General features: G+C 72.5%; 10 protein-coding genes. 9 read left to right on the forward strand and 1 reads right to left on the reverse strand.

Translation table 11 applies throughout. The features are described from left to right. The first annotated feature begins 2 nt into the window (after nt 1-2). From ACYQ0U_RS16515 to ACYQ0U_RS16530, 4 genes are all read left to right on the forward strand, one after another. Nucleotides 3-4,880 carry an NAD-glutamate dehydrogenase gene (locus tag ACYQ0U_RS16515; RefSeq protein WP_459974859.1) on the forward strand — a complete coding sequence of 1,626 codons (4,878 nt, stop codon included), beginning with the start codon at nt 3-5 and terminating at the stop codon, nt 4,878-4,880. 85 nt (nt 4,881-4,965) lie between these two features. Next, nucleotides 4,966-5,661, forward strand: a complete 696-nt coding sequence (locus tag ACYQ0U_RS16520) for a hypothetical protein (RefSeq protein ID WP_459974861.1) — start codon at nt 4,966-4,968, stop codon at nt 5,659-5,661. Continuing rightward, entirely contained in the window at nt 5,658-8,042 is a 2,385-nt protein-coding gene (locus ACYQ0U_RS16525; protein ID WP_459974862.1) for a hypothetical protein, read from the forward strand. Before ACYQ0U_RS16520 ends, ACYQ0U_RS16525 begins: the two co-directional genes overlap by 4 nt. Before the next feature lie 49 nt (nt 8,043-8,091). Beyond that, nucleotides 8,092-9,525, forward strand: a complete 1,434-nt coding sequence (locus tag ACYQ0U_RS16530; RefSeq protein ID WP_459974864.1) for an amidase — start codon at nt 8,092-8,094, stop codon at nt 9,523-9,525. On the opposite strand, the gene ACYQ0U_RS16535 is transcribed toward ACYQ0U_RS16530, so the two are convergent. Beyond that, nucleotides 9,497-10,258, reverse strand: coding sequence for a sulfite exporter TauE/SafE family protein (locus tag ACYQ0U_RS16535; protein ID WP_459974866.1), 762 nt, complete (start codon nt 10,256-10,258; stop codon nt 9,497-9,499). The two genes, ACYQ0U_RS16530 and ACYQ0U_RS16535, sit on opposite strands and share 29 nt — an antisense overlap. Before the next feature lie 31 nt (nt 10,259-10,289). Here ACYQ0U_RS16535 and ACYQ0U_RS16540 point away from each other — a divergent pair, with 31 nt between their 5' ends. The 5 genes from ACYQ0U_RS16540 to ACYQ0U_RS16560 all read left to right on the forward strand — a co-directional run bounded on the left by ACYQ0U_RS16540 (nt 10,290) and on the right by ACYQ0U_RS16560 (nt 16,109). Next, nucleotides 10,290-11,540 (forward strand): SLC13 family permease, encoded by a 1,251-nt coding sequence (locus tag ACYQ0U_RS16540; protein WP_459974868.1) that lies wholly within the window; start codon nt 10,290-10,292, stop codon nt 11,538-11,540. 66 nt (nt 11,541-11,606) lie between these two features. Further along, nucleotides 11,607-12,752: an NAD(P)/FAD-dependent oxidoreductase gene (locus ACYQ0U_RS16545; protein ID WP_459974870.1), complete on the forward strand. Its 1,146-nt coding sequence runs from the start codon at nt 11,607-11,609 to the stop codon at nt 12,750-12,752. Further along, nucleotides 12,749-13,315, forward strand: a complete 567-nt coding sequence (locus tag ACYQ0U_RS16550) for an OsmC family protein (protein ID WP_459974872.1) — start codon at nt 12,749-12,751, stop codon at nt 13,313-13,315. Before ACYQ0U_RS16545 ends, ACYQ0U_RS16550 begins: the two co-directional genes overlap by 4 nt. A 40-nt stretch (nt 13,316-13,355) precedes the next feature. Beyond that, the gene (locus ACYQ0U_RS16555) at nt 13,356-14,879 is read left to right on the forward strand and encodes an alpha/beta hydrolase (protein ID WP_459974874.1); all 1,524 of its coding nucleotides are present in this window, start codon (nt 13,356-13,358) and stop codon (nt 14,877-14,879) included. Nucleotides 14,880-15,134: 255 nt separating this feature from the next. Further along, a complete protein-coding gene (locus tag ACYQ0U_RS16560; RefSeq protein WP_459974934.1) occupies nt 15,135-16,109 on the forward strand; it encodes a SpoIIE family protein phosphatase in 975 nt (324 codons plus the stop codon). Nucleotides 16,110-16,234 lie beyond the last annotated feature (125 nt).

Raw genomic sequence — 16,234 nt, forward strand, 5'->3', positions numbered from 1 at the left:
TCGTGTCAACGGCGACGCGTGATCTCGACCTGTCCACCCTCCTGTCCGGGGCCATCGAGCTGGCCCGGAGCGGCAAGGGGACGGGGGGACCGCCGCACGACACCGTTGACCGGCTGCTGAAGACGTACTACCGACACGTCGCGGTCGAGGACCTCGCCGGGCGCAGCGACGTCGACCTGTACGGCGCGTTCGCGTCGCACTACAAGCTCGCGGCCAGCCGTCCGCAGGGCACCGCCCGGGTGCGGGTCTTCACGCCGACCACGGCCGAGCACGGCTGGTCGGCCGAGGGGCACTCGGTGGTCGAGGTCGTCGTCGACGACATGCCGTTCCTCGTGGACTCGCTGACGATGGAGCTCTCACGCCAGCTGCGCGACGTGCACCTGGTCATCCACCCGCTGCTCGACGTCAGCCGCGACATCACCGGCGCGGTGCTGGGCGTCCGCCCGGTCGACGAGGCCGACGACTCCTCCAACGACACCCAGGACGGCATGGACGGGGAGGTCCGCGAGTCCTGGATGCACGTCGAGATCGACCGGCTGGCCGAGGGCGAGGACGTGGCGGCGATCGAGGACGCCATCCAGCGCGTGCTCCGCGACGTCCGCGAGTCCGTCGAGGACTGGGCGAAGATGCACGCCCAGGTGGACGACATCGTCCGCGAGCTCGAGACCGCGCCCGAGGGCGTCGGCGCCGAGGAGGCGCGGCAGGCGCGCGAGCTGCTCCAGTGGCTGGCCGACGACCACTTCACGTTCCTCGGCTACCGCGAGTACGCGCTCGAGCGCCGCGACGACGGCGAGTACCTGCGCGCGGTCCCCGGCTCCGGGCTCGGCATCCTGCGCGCCGACCAGGACATGGCGGCGAGCGGCAGGCTGCCCGACGCCGCTGCAGCCAAGGCGCGCGAGAGGACCGTCCTGGTGCTGACCAAGGCCAACTCGCGCTCGACCGTCCACCGCCCGGCGTACCTCGACTACGTCGGCGTGAAGAAGCTCGAGAACGGCGAGGTGGTCGGTGAGCGCCGCTTCCTCGGGCTCTACTCCAGCGCCGCCTACACCGAGTCGCTGACCCGGATCCCGCTGCTGCGCGAGCGGGCCGCGGCGGTGCTGAAGCGGATCGGGTTCTCCCCGAACAGCCATGACGGCAAGGCCCTCATGGACACCCTCGAGACCTACCCGCGCGACGAGCTCTTCCACACGACCGTCGACGAGCTCGCGCCGATGGCCGAGCAGGCGATGCACGCCCGCGAGCGCCGGCAGCTGCGGCTGTTCATCCGCCGCGACACCTACGGGCGCTACGTCTCCGTGCTCGTCTACCTGCCCCGCGACCGCTACAACACCTCGGTCCGCGAGCGCTTCTCCCAGCTGCTCAAGGAGCAGCTCGGCGGCGAGTCCGTCGAGTTCACCGTGCGGCTGACCGAGTCCACGACCGCACGCGTCCACTTCGTGGTGCACCCGCCGAAGGGCTCGTCGATCCACGAGGTCGACACCGCGGACCTCGAGCGCCGCCTGCAGGAGGCGTCCCGCTCGTGGCGCGACGACTTCGCGATCGCCGTCCTCAACGAGTACGGCGAGGAGGCCGGCTCGCGGCTGGCCCGTCGCTACGCCGAGGCGTTCCCGGAGGCCTACAAGGAGGACTTCACCCCCCGGCGTGCCGCAGTGGACGTCGGGCGTCTCGAGGCGATCGAGGTCGGCGAGGACGGGACCGGCATCGACCTCGCGATGTACGAGGACCTCGACGCCGGCCGCGGCGAGGCGCGGCTGAAGGTGTTCCGCGTGGGACGTCCGCTGTCGCTCTCCGGGATCCTGCCGACGCTGTCGTCCATGGGCGTGGAGGTCGTCGACGAGCGGCCCTACGAGCTCGACGGCGTGGACCGGCCGACGTTCGTCTACGAGTTCGGCCTGCGCTACGGCAGCGCCCTGCCCGACAACTCCCGCGAGCTGTTCCAGGACGCCGTCCGCGCGGTGTGGGACGGCCACAACGAGATCGACGGATTCAACGCGCTGGTGCTGGGGGCCGGCCTGACCTGGCGGCAGGCGACCGTGCTGCGGGCGTACGCGAAGTACATGAAGCAGGGGAACTCGCCGTTCGCCCTCGACTACATCGAGGACGCACTGCGCAACAACGTCGACATCACCCGGCTCCTGGTGCTGCTCTTCGAGATCCGGTTCGACCCGGCATCGGACCGAGCGCGGGCGCAGATGGTGGAGGAGCGGATCGCGCGGGCGCTGGACGACGTCGCGAGCCTCGACCACGACCGCATCCTGCGCTCCTACCTGACGCTGATCCGGGCAACGCTGCGCACCAACTACTTCCAGCCGGCGGCCGACGGCACGACCAAGCCGTACATGTCGTTCAAGCTGGAGCCGTCGGCGATCCCGGACCTGCCGGAGCCGCGGCCACGCTTCGAGATCTTCGTCTACTCGCCGCGGGTCGAGGGCGTGCACCTGCGCTTCGGCGCAGTCGCCCGAGGTGGCCTGCGCTGGTCGGACCGCCGCGACGACTTCCGCACCGAGGTGCTCGGGCTGGTCAAGGCCCAGATGGTGAAGAACACCGTGATCGTGCCGGTCGGCGCGAAGGGCGGCTTCTTCTGCAAGCAGCTGCCTCCCCAGAATCCGGCAGGTCCGTCGGACCGCGACGCCTGGCTGGCCGAGGGCGTCCGCTGCTACCGCACCTTCATCTCCGGCCTGCTCGACATCACCGACAACCTGGTCGACGGCGAGACCGTGCCCCCGCGCGACGTGGTCCGCCACGACGGCGACGACTCCTACCTCGTCGTCGCGGCCGACAAGGGCACGGCGACGTTCTCCGACATCGCCAACGAGGTCGCGAAGTCCTACGGCTTCTGGCTCGGCGACGCGTTCGCCAGCGGTGGCTCGGTCGGCTACGACCACAAGGCCATGGGGATCACCGCCAAGGGGGCGTGGGTCTCGGTGCAGCGGCACTTCCGCGAGCGCGGCATCGACTGCCAGACCGAGGAGTTCACCTGCGTCGGCATCGGCGACATGTCCGGCGACGTGTTCGGCAACGGCCTGCTCTGCTCGGAGACCGCGAGGCTCGTGGCGGCCTTCGACCACCGCGACATCTTCCTCGACCCGGACCCCGACCCGGCCGTGTCGTTCGCGGAGCGCCGGCGCCTCTTCGAGCTGCCGCGGTCGAGCTGGCAGGACTACGACCACGAGAAGATCTCCGAGGGCGGCGGCGTCTACTCCCGCTCGCTGAAGAAGATCCCCCTGAACGACGCCGTCCGGTCCGCGCTGGGCATCGACGCACCGGTCGAGTCGATGACGCCGGCCGAGCTGATGCGGGCGATCCTGCTGGCGCCGGTCGACCTGCTGTGGAACGGCGGCATCGGCACCTACGTGAAGGGCTCGACCGAGTCCCACGCCGACGCGGGGGACAAGGCGAACGACGCCATCCGCGTCGACGGCGGCGACCTGCGCGTCCGGGCCGTCGGCGAGGGCGGCAACCTCGGCTTCACCCAGCTGGGACGGATCGAGTACGCGCGCGCCGGTGGCCGGATCAACACCGACTTCATCGACAACTCAGCGGGCGTGGACACCTCCGACCACGAGGTGAACCTCAAGATCCTGCTCGACCGGGTGGTCAAGGACGGCGACCTGACCGAGAAGCAGCGCAACAGCCTGCTGGCGCAGATGACCGACGAGGTCGCCGGGCTCGTGCTGGACGACAACTACGAGCAGAACCTCGCCCTGGCCAACGCGGTCGAGCACGCACCGTCGCTGCTGCACGTCCACGAGGCGTGGATCCGCAAGCTCGAGGGCGACGGCATCCTCAACCGAGAGCTCGAGGCGCTGCCCAGCCGCAAGGAGGTCCAGCGGCGGCTGGACACCGGCGAGGGCCTGACCGCACCCGAGCTGGCGGTGCTGATGTCGTGGACCAAGATCGTGCTGGCCGACGAGCTCCTCGACAGCGAGATCGCCGAGGACCCCTACTTCGAACAGGACCTGCGCGCCTACTTCCCGACCGCGGTCCGTGAGGGCTTCGGCGAGCAGGTGCACGACCACCCGCTGCGTCGGGAGATCATCGTGACCCAGGTGGTCAACGACCTGGTCAACGGGGCGGGCATGACCTTCTGGCCGCGTCTCGCGGGGGAGACCGGCGCGACCGCCGTCGAGCTCACCCGGGCGAACTTCGTGGCCCGGGAGATCTTCGGGTCACTGCCGATGCGCCAGGAGCTGAGGTCGTTCGACAACCGGCTCGACGCGGGCGTGCAGACCAGGATGCGCCTGGAGATGCGCACGCTCGTCGAGCGCGCCTCGCGGTGGCTGGTCAACAACCGGCGGCCCCCGCTGGACAGCCAGGGCACCGTCGAGCTGTTCGCCGAGCCCGTGCAGCGGGTGATGGCGCAGCTGCCCGAGCTGATGACCGGCCGCGAGCTCCAGGCGTTCCTCGATCGGCGTGCGCGCCTGGAGGCCAACGGTGTCCCCGAGTCGCTCGCGACGCGAGTTGCCGTCCTCCCGCCCGCGTACACGCTGCTCAACATCGTCGAGATCGCGCAGCGTGAGGACCTGGACCCGGCCGAGGTCGCGCGGGTGCACTTCGCGCTCGGCGAGCGGCTCGGGCTGCCGGCACTGGTCCAGCGGATCCTCGCGCTGCCGCGTCACGACCGGTGGCAGACGATGGCGCGGGCCGCGCTGCGCGACGACCTGCACTCCGTCCACGCCCAGCTCACCGCGCAGGTCCTGGCGACCACCGACCGCGACGACGCCGCCCCCGCGCGGGTCGTCGCGTGGGAGAACGCCAACGACGTGGTGATGCCGCGCGCCACCGCCACGCTCGACGAGATCTGCGCCGACGAGCACGCCGACCTCGCGCGACTGTCGGTCGGGCTCCGGGTGGTGCGGGGGCTGCTCGCCACGAACTGACGGCCGCCGCCTGCCGTTTGTGGGGCTGGTGGCGCGGGTACGAGCCCACGCACCAGATGTCCCGTCGAGTGCAAGGTGATCCGTCATGGGGAACAACGAAGAAGTCCGGGGCCTCTCCGAGGCCGAGCTCGCCGCCGAGGAGGGCACCTCCCTGCCCGACAAGGAGGTCGTGTCGATCCTCGACCTCAACGCCGACCTCGACCTGGCCATCGACGCCGCCGCCCCGATCGACCTCGGCGTCGCCGCGAACGCCAACGTCGCCGCGCCCATCAACGCCAGCGTCGGCGCGAACGTCCTCTCGGAGGGCTCGACGGCCCAGGCGCTGTCCGACCAGGGTGCGCTGATCAACCAGGACGTCACCGCGGACGCGACGGCGAACGCCACCCAGGACAGCAGTCTCGAGCAGGGCGCCTCGCCCGACCAGGCCGACGGCGCCGCGACCGGCGACACGGGCACCGCCGCCCCGGGCGTCGCGCTCCCGCCGGACGCCGGCACTGCCGCCGGCGACCTCGGGACCACGGTGGGCGATGTCGCCGACGGCGACCTGCTCAACGTGAACGTCGACCTCGCCGCCGACGCGAACGTGGCTGCCCCGATCAACGGCGCGGTGGCGGCCAACGCCAACGTGGCGGCGCCGATCGACGCCGCGGTCGCCGCGAACGTCGGCTCGGTCAACAGCGACGCCGTCTCGATCGCCCAGCAGGACGCGATCATCAACCAGAACATCGACGGCTCCGCGACCGCGAACTCCGACCAGACCTCTGACATCACCCAGCCGTGACCGCGACGGGGCAGCGCGGCGGGGGGCCTGCTCCGGACGGTCCGGTCGCCGCGCCGCCCGCGCCGGCGAAGGCGGACGGCGTCCAGCTCATGGGGGAGCTCCCCGGGTCCGGCTACCGGGAGCCGCCGGCTCTCGCGCGCCGCGCCGACGGGCAGGTCGTCCAACTGACGCCGTTGCTGTACGCGCTGCTCACCCAGGTCGACGGCCGGCGGGGGTACGCCGACCTGGCGACCGCGCTCGCGGAGGAGACCGGACGCCCGGTCTCGGGCGAGAACGTCGCCCAGCTCACCGACAAGCTCCGGCGGCTGGGACTCGTCGCTGCCGCTGACGGCAGTGATCCGGAGCTGAAGCGCAGCAACCCACTGCTGGGCCTGCGCTTCAAGGCGGTCGTCTCCGATCCCGAGCGCACCCGGCAGCTGACCGCGCCGTTCGCGCACCTGTTCAACCCGGTGCTCGTGGCGGCGGTCGCCGTGGCCTTCGCGTGGACCACATGGTGGGTGCTGTTCGAGCGCGGGCTGGCCGGCGCGACCCACGACGCCTTCGCCCGGCCCGGGCTGCTGCTCGCGGTGCTGGCCGTGACCGTGCTGTCGGCGGGCTTCCACGAGTTCGGCCACGCCGCGGCCGCCCGCCGAGGCGGCTCGACGCCCGGTGCGATGGGCGTCGGGGTCTACCTGATCTGGCCGGCGTTCTACACCGACGTCACCGACTCCTACCGGCTCAGCCGTGCGGGCCGGCTGCGCACCGACCTCGGCGGCCTGTACTTCAACGCGCTGGTCGTCGTCGCGACCGTGGCCGTCTGGTGGTTCAGCGGAGACGACGCCTTCCTGCTCCTGGTCGCCACCCAGGTCCTGCAGATGCTGCACCAGCTGCTGCCGTTGGTGCGCTTCGACGGCTACCACGTGCTCGCCGACCTCACCGGCGTCCCGGACCTCTTCCAGCGGATCGGCCCGACGCTGCGCGGCCTGCTCCCGTGGCGGTGGCGCGACCCCGAGGCGCGGGCGCTCAAGCCGTGGGCCCGGGCCGTCGTGTCCGTCTGGGTGCTCACCGTCGTGCCCGTCCTGGCCCTCACGCTCGTGATCCTGGTGACGACCTTCCCGCGGATCGTCGGCAGCGCGTGGGCCAGCAGCCAGCTGCAGTGGTCGGCGCTCACCTCGGCGTGGGGCGAGGCCGACGCCGTGGCCGTGCTCGCCCGCGGGCTCTCGGCGCTGATCGTCCTGCTGCCGCCGCTCGCCATCGGCATCGCCCTGGCCCGGGTCGCGCGGCGAGCGGGGACGAGCGTCTGGACCCGGACCGCGGACCGGCCGGTGCGTCGCGCTCTGGCCGTGGTGGTGGCGGCCGCGCTGGTGGCCGGTCTGGTGTGGACCTGGTGGCCGACGCCCGAGCGCTACCGCCCGGTCCAGGCCTACGAGGGCGGCACCATCGGCGACGTCCTGCCGGCCGCCCGGCCCGCCGGTGGTCTGGCCGTCGGCACCGAAGGCCGGGCCGCGATGGCCCTGCCCGCCGGACAGGCGATGCCCACGCGCGACGACCCGATGCTCGCGGTCGTCCTGGTTCCGAACGGCGACGGGACGGGCGCGCAGCCGACCTCCGCGGCCGGCGACTCCGCGGCCGGGACCGACGCCGCCCCCGGAGCGTGGGTCTTCCCGATCAGCCAGCCGCTGGCGCCCGGCGAGGGCGACAACCAGGCACTCGCGGTCAACACGACCGACGACTCGGTTACCTACGACGTCGCCTTCGCCCTGGTGTGGGAGGACGGGACCGGCACCGTCAACAACACGAACGAGGCGTACGCCCTCGCCAGCTGCGAGAACTGCGCCGCGGTGGCGATCGCCTTCCAGGTCGTGCTCGTCACCGGTGAGACCGACGTGGCGGTGCCCGAGAACCTGGCGGTCTCCGTCACCAGCGACTGCGTCGGCTGCCTCACCTACGCCCTCGCGGTGCAGCTGTTCGTGACGCTCGACGGCCCGCTCGGCGACGACGCGATGGCCGCCCTCGACCAGCTGTGGCAGGAGATCCTCGCGTTCGGAGCCGACCTGGAGAACGTGCCGCTCGACGAGATCCAGGACCAGCTGAGCGAGTACGAGGAACAGATCCTCGCCATCATCGAGGCGGACCAGGGTCCTCTGGCGCCCACCCCGACGCCCGGCGCCGAGATCTCACCGTCGGAGCCCACCTCGAGCACTGCGGTCTCCGGGTCGCCGTCGCCGTCCGGCTCGCCGACCGGGACGGCGAGCCCCACCGAGTCCGGCGCGACCTCGACCACCCCGCCGTCGGGCACCGGGAGCCCGACCCCGTCGAGCGAGCCCTCGGCCACCACGTCCAGCTCGCCGTCCCCGTCCCCGTCGTCCTCGACCACGTCCTCGGCCACGCCGACGCCGTAGGGGCCCGCCGCGGCCGGCTCCGCACCGACGCGCTCGGTAGGGTCCTCGCATGACCGACCTCGCGCGCGCCGGAGTGGCCGACACCGCCCGTCTCGTCGCCGGAGGGGAGGTCTCCGCGCGGGGCGTCGTCGAGCAGGCACTGAGCCGGATCGCCGAGCGCGACCCGGAGCTGAACGCCTTCTCCCGCGTGCTCGTGGACGAGGCGCTCGCCGAGGCGCAGGCCCGCGACGAGGCGCTGGCCGCGAACGGCCCGGTGGGGCCGTTGCACGGCGTCCCGATCGCCGTCAAGGAGGAGATCGACGTCGCCGGCACCGTGACGACGTTCGGCGGCGAGGGCAACTCCACGCCGGCAGCCGAGGACGCCGAGGTCGTGAAGCGGCTGCGGGCCGCCGGCGCGGTGATCGTCGGGAAGACCACGATGCCGGAGTTCGGCGCGTTCCCGTTCACCGAGTCCGCCTCGCGCGGCATCACCCGGAACCCGTGGGACCGCAGCCGCACGCCCGGCGGCTCCAGCGGAGGTACGGCGGTCGCCGTCTCGGCCGGGATGGTGCCGGCCGCCATCGGCGGTGACGGCGGCGGCTCGATCCGCATCCCCAGCGCCAGCTGCGGCCTGTTCGGCCTCAAGCCCGCGCGCGGGCGGGTCACGACCGCCCCGCACGCCCACCTGTGGTGGTCGCTCGGCACCGCCGGCCCGCTGGCCCGCAGCGTGCTCGACAGCGCGCTCGTCTACGACGCGATCCGCGGCAACGTCGAGGGCGACCTCTACACGGCGTCCGGCGACGAGCCGTTCGTCGACGCGGTCGGCCGCGACCCGGGCCGGCTCCGGATCGGCTGGACCACGAAGCCGGTGACCCTCGGGGTCCGTCCCGACCCCGTGCACACGCGGGCGGTCCGCGACACGGTCGCGCTGCTCACCGACCTGGGCCACGACGTCCGCGAGGTCGACCCGCGCTACCCGGACCCGACGGCCGCGTTCGTGCCGCAGTGGTTCGCCGGCATCCGCTCCGAGGCCGACCTCGTCGAGCACTACGACCGGCTCGAGCGGCGTACCCGCGAGACCTGCCGGCTCGGCTCGTGGGTCAAGCCGAAGGTCTTGGAGTGGGCGCTCGGCCAGACCGAGCAGGTGTCGGCCAAGGCGAACCGGGTCTTCCAGGACGTCGACGTGCTGCTCACCCCCGCGATCGCGCACCGGCCCCCGAGGGTCGGGCGGCTCGACGGCGTGGGCACCGTGCGGGCGTCGCTGCGCGCGATGCCGTCGATCGCCTACGCCGCGCTCTGGAACGTCGCCGGCAACCCGGCCGCCTCCGTGCCCACCGGCGTGGCCGCCGACGGCCTCCCGGTCGCCGTGCAGCTGGTCGGGCGGACCGACGACGAGGCCACGCTGTTCTCGCTCTCCGCGCAGCTCGAGCAGGCGCGGCCGTGGCCCCTGCTGGCCGGCGAGGACTCTCGAGCGGCTAGAGGAGCATCGCGACCGCGGCGGTGACGCCGACCAGCACGATCAGCGTGCGCAGCGCGGTCGGGTTGAGCCGGCGGCCGATCCGCGCACCGACGTACCCGCCGACGACCGAGCCCACCGCGAGCAGCACCACCGCGTGCCAGTCCAGCTCGGCGACGACGAGGAAGATGACCGAGGCGACCAGGTTGCTGGCCAGGATGGCCAGCGTCTTGAGCGCGTTCACGACCCGGAACTCCAGCGTCGAGCCGATGCCCAGCACCGCCATCATCATCACGCCGGAGCCGGCACCGAAGTAGCCGCCGTACACCCCGACGAGCGTCGCGAGGAACGTGGTCGCCGGCGACAGCCGGACGTGCTCGGCGAGGGTGTCGTCGTGCGTACGGCGCAGCCACCGGCTGATCCGCGGCTGCGCGCCGACGAGCAGGCACGTGCCGAGGATCAGCCACGGCACGACCGCCTCGAACACCTCGGCCGGCAGCGCGAGCAGCAGCACCGCACCGAGCACCGCGCCCGCGGCGCAGGTGGTGATGATCGCGACGGTGACCTTCGGGTGGACCCGCAGCTCCTCGCGGTAGCCCACGGAGCCGGTGAGGCTGGCCGGGACCATGCCGACCGTGTTCGAAGCGTTGGCGACGACCGGCGGGATGCCGATCGCGACCAGCACCGGGAAGCTGAGCAGCGAGGCGACCCCGACGGTCGAGGTCATCACTCCGGCCACGAGACCCGTGGCGACGATCGCCAGCTGCTCGAGTCCGCTCATCACTTCACCTTAAGCGGGTAAGAGCAAGGACATGGGTGCTGAATGGGTGGCGATCCTCGCACTGGTCGCGCTGTTCGTGATCGGGACGGTCCTGCCGATCAACATGGGGGCGCTCGCGTACGTCGCCGCCTGGCTCGTCGGCATGTACGCGCTCGACCTCGAAGAGAAGGAGATCCTCGCCGGAGTCAGCGGCGACCTGATCCTCACACTGATCGGCGTCACCTACCTGTTCGCGATCGCGCGCAGGAACGGCACCGTCGACCTGATCGTCAGATCCGCGGTCCGCGGCGTCGGGGGACGGGTGGTGATGATCCCGTGGGTCATGTTCGGCGTGACCGGCGTGCTCACCGCGATCGGCGCGGTCAGCCCGGCCGCGTGCGCGATCATCGGTCCGATCGCGCTCGGCTTCGCCGGCCGCTACGCGATCAGCCCGCTGCTCATGGGCATGCTCGTCGTCCACGGCGCCCAGGCCGGGGGCTTCTCGCCGATCAGCATCTACGGCACGATCACGAACTCGGTCATGGCCGAGAACGGCCTGCCCGACCGCGAGCTGACGATCTTCTTCGCCAGCCTGGTGGTGAACCTGATCCTCGCGATCATCCTGTTCGTCGTCCTCGGCGGCCGGAAGCTGGTCGGGAGGCGCGCCGATCCCGACGACGCAGTGCCCGACGACGCCCCTGACCGGGTCCCGGCGGCGCAGTGGCTGACGCTCCTGGCCTTCGTGCTGGTCGCGGTCGTCGCACTGATCTTCGACAAGAACATCGGGTTCGTCGCGATCACCGCCGCGGTGGTGCTCTCGATGATCAGGCCGAACGAGTACAAGGACACCGTCAAGGACATCGCCTGGCCGACCGTGCTGCTGGTCGCCGGCGTCTCGACCTACGCCACGATCCTGGAGCTCGCCGGGTCGCCGGAGTTCGTCGGCAACTGGGCGGCCGGGCTGAGCACGGTCCTCATCGGCGCGCTCGTGCTCTGCTACGTCGGCGGCGTGGTGTCGGCGTTCGCGTCCTCGACCGCGCTGCTGCCGGTGATCATCCCGATCGCGATCCCGCTGATCGCCGACGGCGGCATCAGCGCCGGGCTCTTCGTCGCCGCGCTCGCGGTGTCGTCGACGATCGTCGACGTCAGCCCGTTCTCCACCAACGGCGCCCTCATGCTCGCCAACAAGCCGGACTCGATCGCCGAGCCGGTCTACTACCGGCAGATCCTCACCTACAGCGTCATCGTCGTGGTGGCAGGCCCGCTGCTGGTGTGGTCCGCGCTCGTGCTGCCCGGTTGGTAGCGCTCTCCACGACCTCTCCACACCGTCTCCAAGGATCGACCCCGGGTCCACGGCGACCGTGAGGGGGTGAGGACGCGAGAGGACGAGTACGACGTCGTCGTGGTCGGCGCGCGCTGCGCCGGCGCCGCGACGGCCCGGATCCTGGCCGAGCGCGGGTTGCGCGTGGCGCTCCTGGACCGGGGGACGCCGACGTCCGACACGCTGTCCACCCATGCGATCGCGCGCGGCGGCGTCGTCCAGCTCGACCGCTGGGGACTGCTCGACCACGTCGTCGCCAGCGGCGCGCCGCCGATCCGGGAGGTGTCGTTCCGGGCGCCGGGGCTCGAGCGCGTCCTCCCGGTCAAGGACCGCTCGGGCGTCGACCACCTGGTCGCTCCGCGACGCCACGTCCTCGACGCCATCCTCGCCGATGCCGCGGTCGCCGCGGGCGCCGAGCTGCGTACAGGCACCACGGTCACCGACCTCCTGCCCGACGACGCCGGACGGGTCGCCGGGGTGCGGGCCGGCGGGCGGACGCTGCGCGCCCGGCACGTCGTCGGGGCCGACGGCCTCCGCTCACCGGTCGCCCGGCTCGTCGGCGCCCCGGTGCGCCGCGGGTTCAGCGCGGACGTCTCCACCTACTACGCCTACGTCGTCCACCCGTCCTGGCGCGGCCACGAGCTCGATGTTGCCGAGGACGCCTTCAGCGGCGCGTTCCCGACCCACGGCGGGGCCGCGTGCGTCTGGACGATCCGGCCGACGCACCTGCTCGACCCGGTCCGGACGGCCGGTTCCGCCCGGCCGGCCGCCTTCGTCGACGTGCTCGATCGGGTCGCTCCCGCGCTCGCCGAGCGGGCCCGCACCGGTGAGCTCGTGGCCCCGGTGCGCGGCGCCGTCTCTCTCCCGAACCACGTCCGCGCGGCGTACGGCCCCGGATGGGCGCTCGTCGGCGACGCGGGCTACCACCGTGACCCGATCACCGGGCACGGCATCACCGACGCCTTCCGCGACGCCGAGCTGCTCGCGGACGCGATCGTCGCGGACGACCTGCCGGCGTACGAGCGCGAGCGCGACCGCGCGCTCGACGAGACGTTCCAGCTGACCGAGGCGCTGGCCCGGTTCCCGGAGCCCGCCCGCTTCGTCGAGCTCCAGGTCGAGCTCGCCGAAGCCCTCGATCGTGAGGCGGCCGACCTCGCCTCACGCTTCACCCACCAGAGAGAGGACGTGGCATGACCACCACGCAGCAGCACCACACCAACGGAGTCGACACCGACGCCCTGTTCGCCACCATCGGCGCCGTCCGCGACGCCCCGGAGCTCGCACGCTTCCAGTTCCGCGCCCAGACCCGCTGGGTCGACGGCACCTACAACACCACGACCATCGACGGCTTCCACGGCGCCGGCGCCGAGCAGGCACGGGAGCGCCCGTTCGTCGTCGAGGCCGACCACCCGGCCGTGCTGACCGGCCAGGACCGCGCGCCCACGCCGGCCGAGCACCTCCTTCAGGCCCTCGGCAGCTGCCTGATGAGCGGGCTGGCGAACATCGCCGCCGCGCGCGCGATCCAGCTGGGGGAGGTGACCGCGCGGGTGGAAGGGGACATCGACCTGCTCGGGATCCTCGGCCTCGACGACAGCGTCCGCAACGGCTTCGAGCAGGTGCACGTCACCTTCCACGTGCAGGGCGAGGCCGAGGCGCGCGAGCTCGCCGCGCTCGTCGACCAGGCGCGCAAGCGCTCGGCCGTGTACGACGTCCTCACGAACGGGGTCCCGGTCGCGATCGACGTCGCGGCGGGCTGACCCCCTCCGCTCGGGCCGCCGGCGTGGGACCATGGCCTGCGTGGTCCTGATCCTGGCCGGCGGCCTGGAGCTCGACGAGACGGTGTTCGAGCTCCGCCGGGACGGCCACGCCGTACCCCTGGAGCCGCAGGCCTTCGACGTCCTCGTGCACCTGGTCCACCACCGCGAGCGCGTCGTCGCGAAGGAGGAGCTGATGGACGCCGTCTGGGGCGGCCGGTTCATCAGCGAGACCGCGGTGACCAGCCGGATCAAGCAGGTCCGCCGGGCGCTCGGCGACGACGGCCGCACGCAGTCCCTGGTGCGGACCGTTCACGGCCGCGGCTACCGCTTCGTCGGCGACGTCGCGGACGAGCCGGTCGTCGAGGACCGGCCGCCGGTCCGTTACACCGTGAGCGACGGCCTGCACGTCGCCTACCAGGTCAGCGGCGGCGGTGACCTCGACCTGGTGTTGATCTCCGGCTTCGTGTCGCACCTCGACCTGGACTGGGACGATCCGCGGCACGCGCACTTCCTCGACCGCCTCGGCCGGATGGGCCGGCTGCTCCGGTTCGACAAGCGCGGCACGGGCATGTCCGACCGGCCCTCCGGCGTACCCGACCTCGAGACGCGGATGCACGACATCCTCGCCGTGATGGACGCCGCCGCGTCGGGTCGCGCGGTGCTGGTGGGCTACTCGGAGGGCGTCCCGATGGCGCTGCTGATGGCCGCCCTGCACCCGGAGCGGGTGCGGGGGCTCGTGCTGTACGGCGGCTACGCCCGCCGCGGCTGGGCTCCGGACTACCCGTGGGCGCAGACCCCGCAGGAGCGGACCGCCTACACCGAGCGGCTGGTCACCTCGTGGGACTGGCCCGCCGACCTGCGCTGGCGCTGCCCGTCGGCGGACCGGGCGATGGAGCTGTGGTGGCAGCGCCGGATGGGTGCCGCCGCGACGCCGACCACGGTGCGGGCGCTCCTGGACATGAACAGCCTGGTCGACGTGCGCCACGTCCTCCCGACGATCTCCGCGCCGACGCTGCTGCTGCACCGCACCGGGGACAAGGTGCTCGACCACCGTGGGAGCGGCTACATCGCCGAGCGGGTGCCCGGTGCGGTACTGCGGCTGCTCAGCGGGAGCGACCACCTGCCGTGGAGCGACGCCGATCAGGTGCTCGACGAGGCGGAGCCGTTCGTGCGGTCGCTCCCCGAGCAGGAGCCCCACCGCGCGCTCGCCGCCGTCGTCGCGGTCGCTGGACCGGCGGCGGAGACCGCACGACAGACGCTCGTCGCCGGCGGCGGACGCCTGCGCACCCACGCCGACGGCACCCCGGTCGTGCTCTTCGACGGCCCGGCCACCGCCGTCCGCGCCGCGGGTGCCCTCACGGGGCCGGTCTCCGCGGGCGTCGGGATCGCGGAGGTGGTCGTCGTGGGCGGGCCGGTGGCGGGCGACGGGGTCGACCGAGCGATCGCGCTGGCCGAGGCGGCACCGCCCGGCGAGGTGCTGGTCAGCGAGACCGCGGCCGTGCTGCTCGCAGGGTCCGGGATCGACCTCGCCCCCGCGAAGGAGGGGTCCCGCGTCGTGTCATGACCCGGCGCGGGTCCCTGACGACGTCCGGCGTTGCTAACCTCCGGAGCATCTGGGTACTCGGTCGTCGCATCATCGGCTTCGGTCTCCGGCACACGTGCACACGAGGCCCAGGATGTGGAGTCGTGAGGAAAGGACAGGCGTGGCGGCGACGCCTGACCCTGTGGCCGCAGAGAGGCTCGCTGTCCTCGACGGCCTGGAGGCGTTGCCCGCCGCTGCTCAGGCCACCGACACCACGTTCGAATCGGGACCGGCCTCATCACCCCACGAGAGGACTCGTTCTGCGCGCACACGAGCCAGACGCCTGGTCCCCTCGTGGTCTCCGACGCCCGGACCGACAGCCGCTTCGCTGCGAACCCTTTGGTCACCGGGGATCCGAACATCCGCTTCTACGCCGGCCAGCCTCTTGCCGCTCCGACCGGCGAGCGGCTCGGCGCGATCTGTCTCGTCGACGACCGCCCCCGGGACCTCACCGACGACCAGATCGATCTGCTGAGGCTCCTCGCCGACTGGGTCGAGCGAGAGCTCGCGATGCAGGACGAGCTCGACCGGGCCGCTCAGGTCCAGGCCGACCTGCTGCCCCCAGCGCCGCCGCCGACCCGTGAGCTCCAGGTCGCCGGGATGTGCCATCCCGCACGCTGGATCGGCGGTGACTTCTTCGACTGGTTCACCCTGCCCGACGGTCGTGTCCAGCTGCTCATCGCCGATGTGATGGGCAAGGGGCTGTCGACCGGCATCGTCGCCGCGAACGTCCGCGCGGTCCTGCGAGCCGGCCTCCGCTTCAACGAGGCGGCCGAGGCCGTCACCCGTGCGGCCCTGGCGCTCGAGGACGACCTCGAACGCTCCGGGGTGTTCGTCACCGCCTTCCTCGCCCGCATCGACGAGCGGGACTGGAGCGTGGAGTACGTCGACGCCGGACACGGTCTGGCGCTCGTCCTAGGACCGGACGGCGCGATGCGGCGACTCGAGACCGGGGGACTTCCGCTGGGCGCGCTACGGGGGGAGCGGTGGAGCTCCGGGCGGACGGTCCTGCAGCCCGGCGAGACGTTCATGACGGCCAGCGACGGCTTCCTCGACCCGTTCGCCGACGGCGCGGCCGTCCTCGAGTTCGCGATCAGAGCGAACCAGGCGGCAGGCACCGCGCAGGATGTTGTCGACACGTGGGCCAAGCTGGCGTCCGAATTCGACCCCGAAGACGACATGACCTTCCTCGCCGCGCGTCGCCCTGCGTGAGGGGAGGTTCGACGGTCGATCTGGTGCGCCTGGTGCCTGACACTGCCGTCTATCCCATCAAGGGGTCGCGCTGAGCCAGCTCTGCACTCGCGCCGATGAGCCCGGAGCAGAACCCCGACCATCCC

This window comes from Nocardioides pyridinolyticus (genome assembly GCF_054653575.1).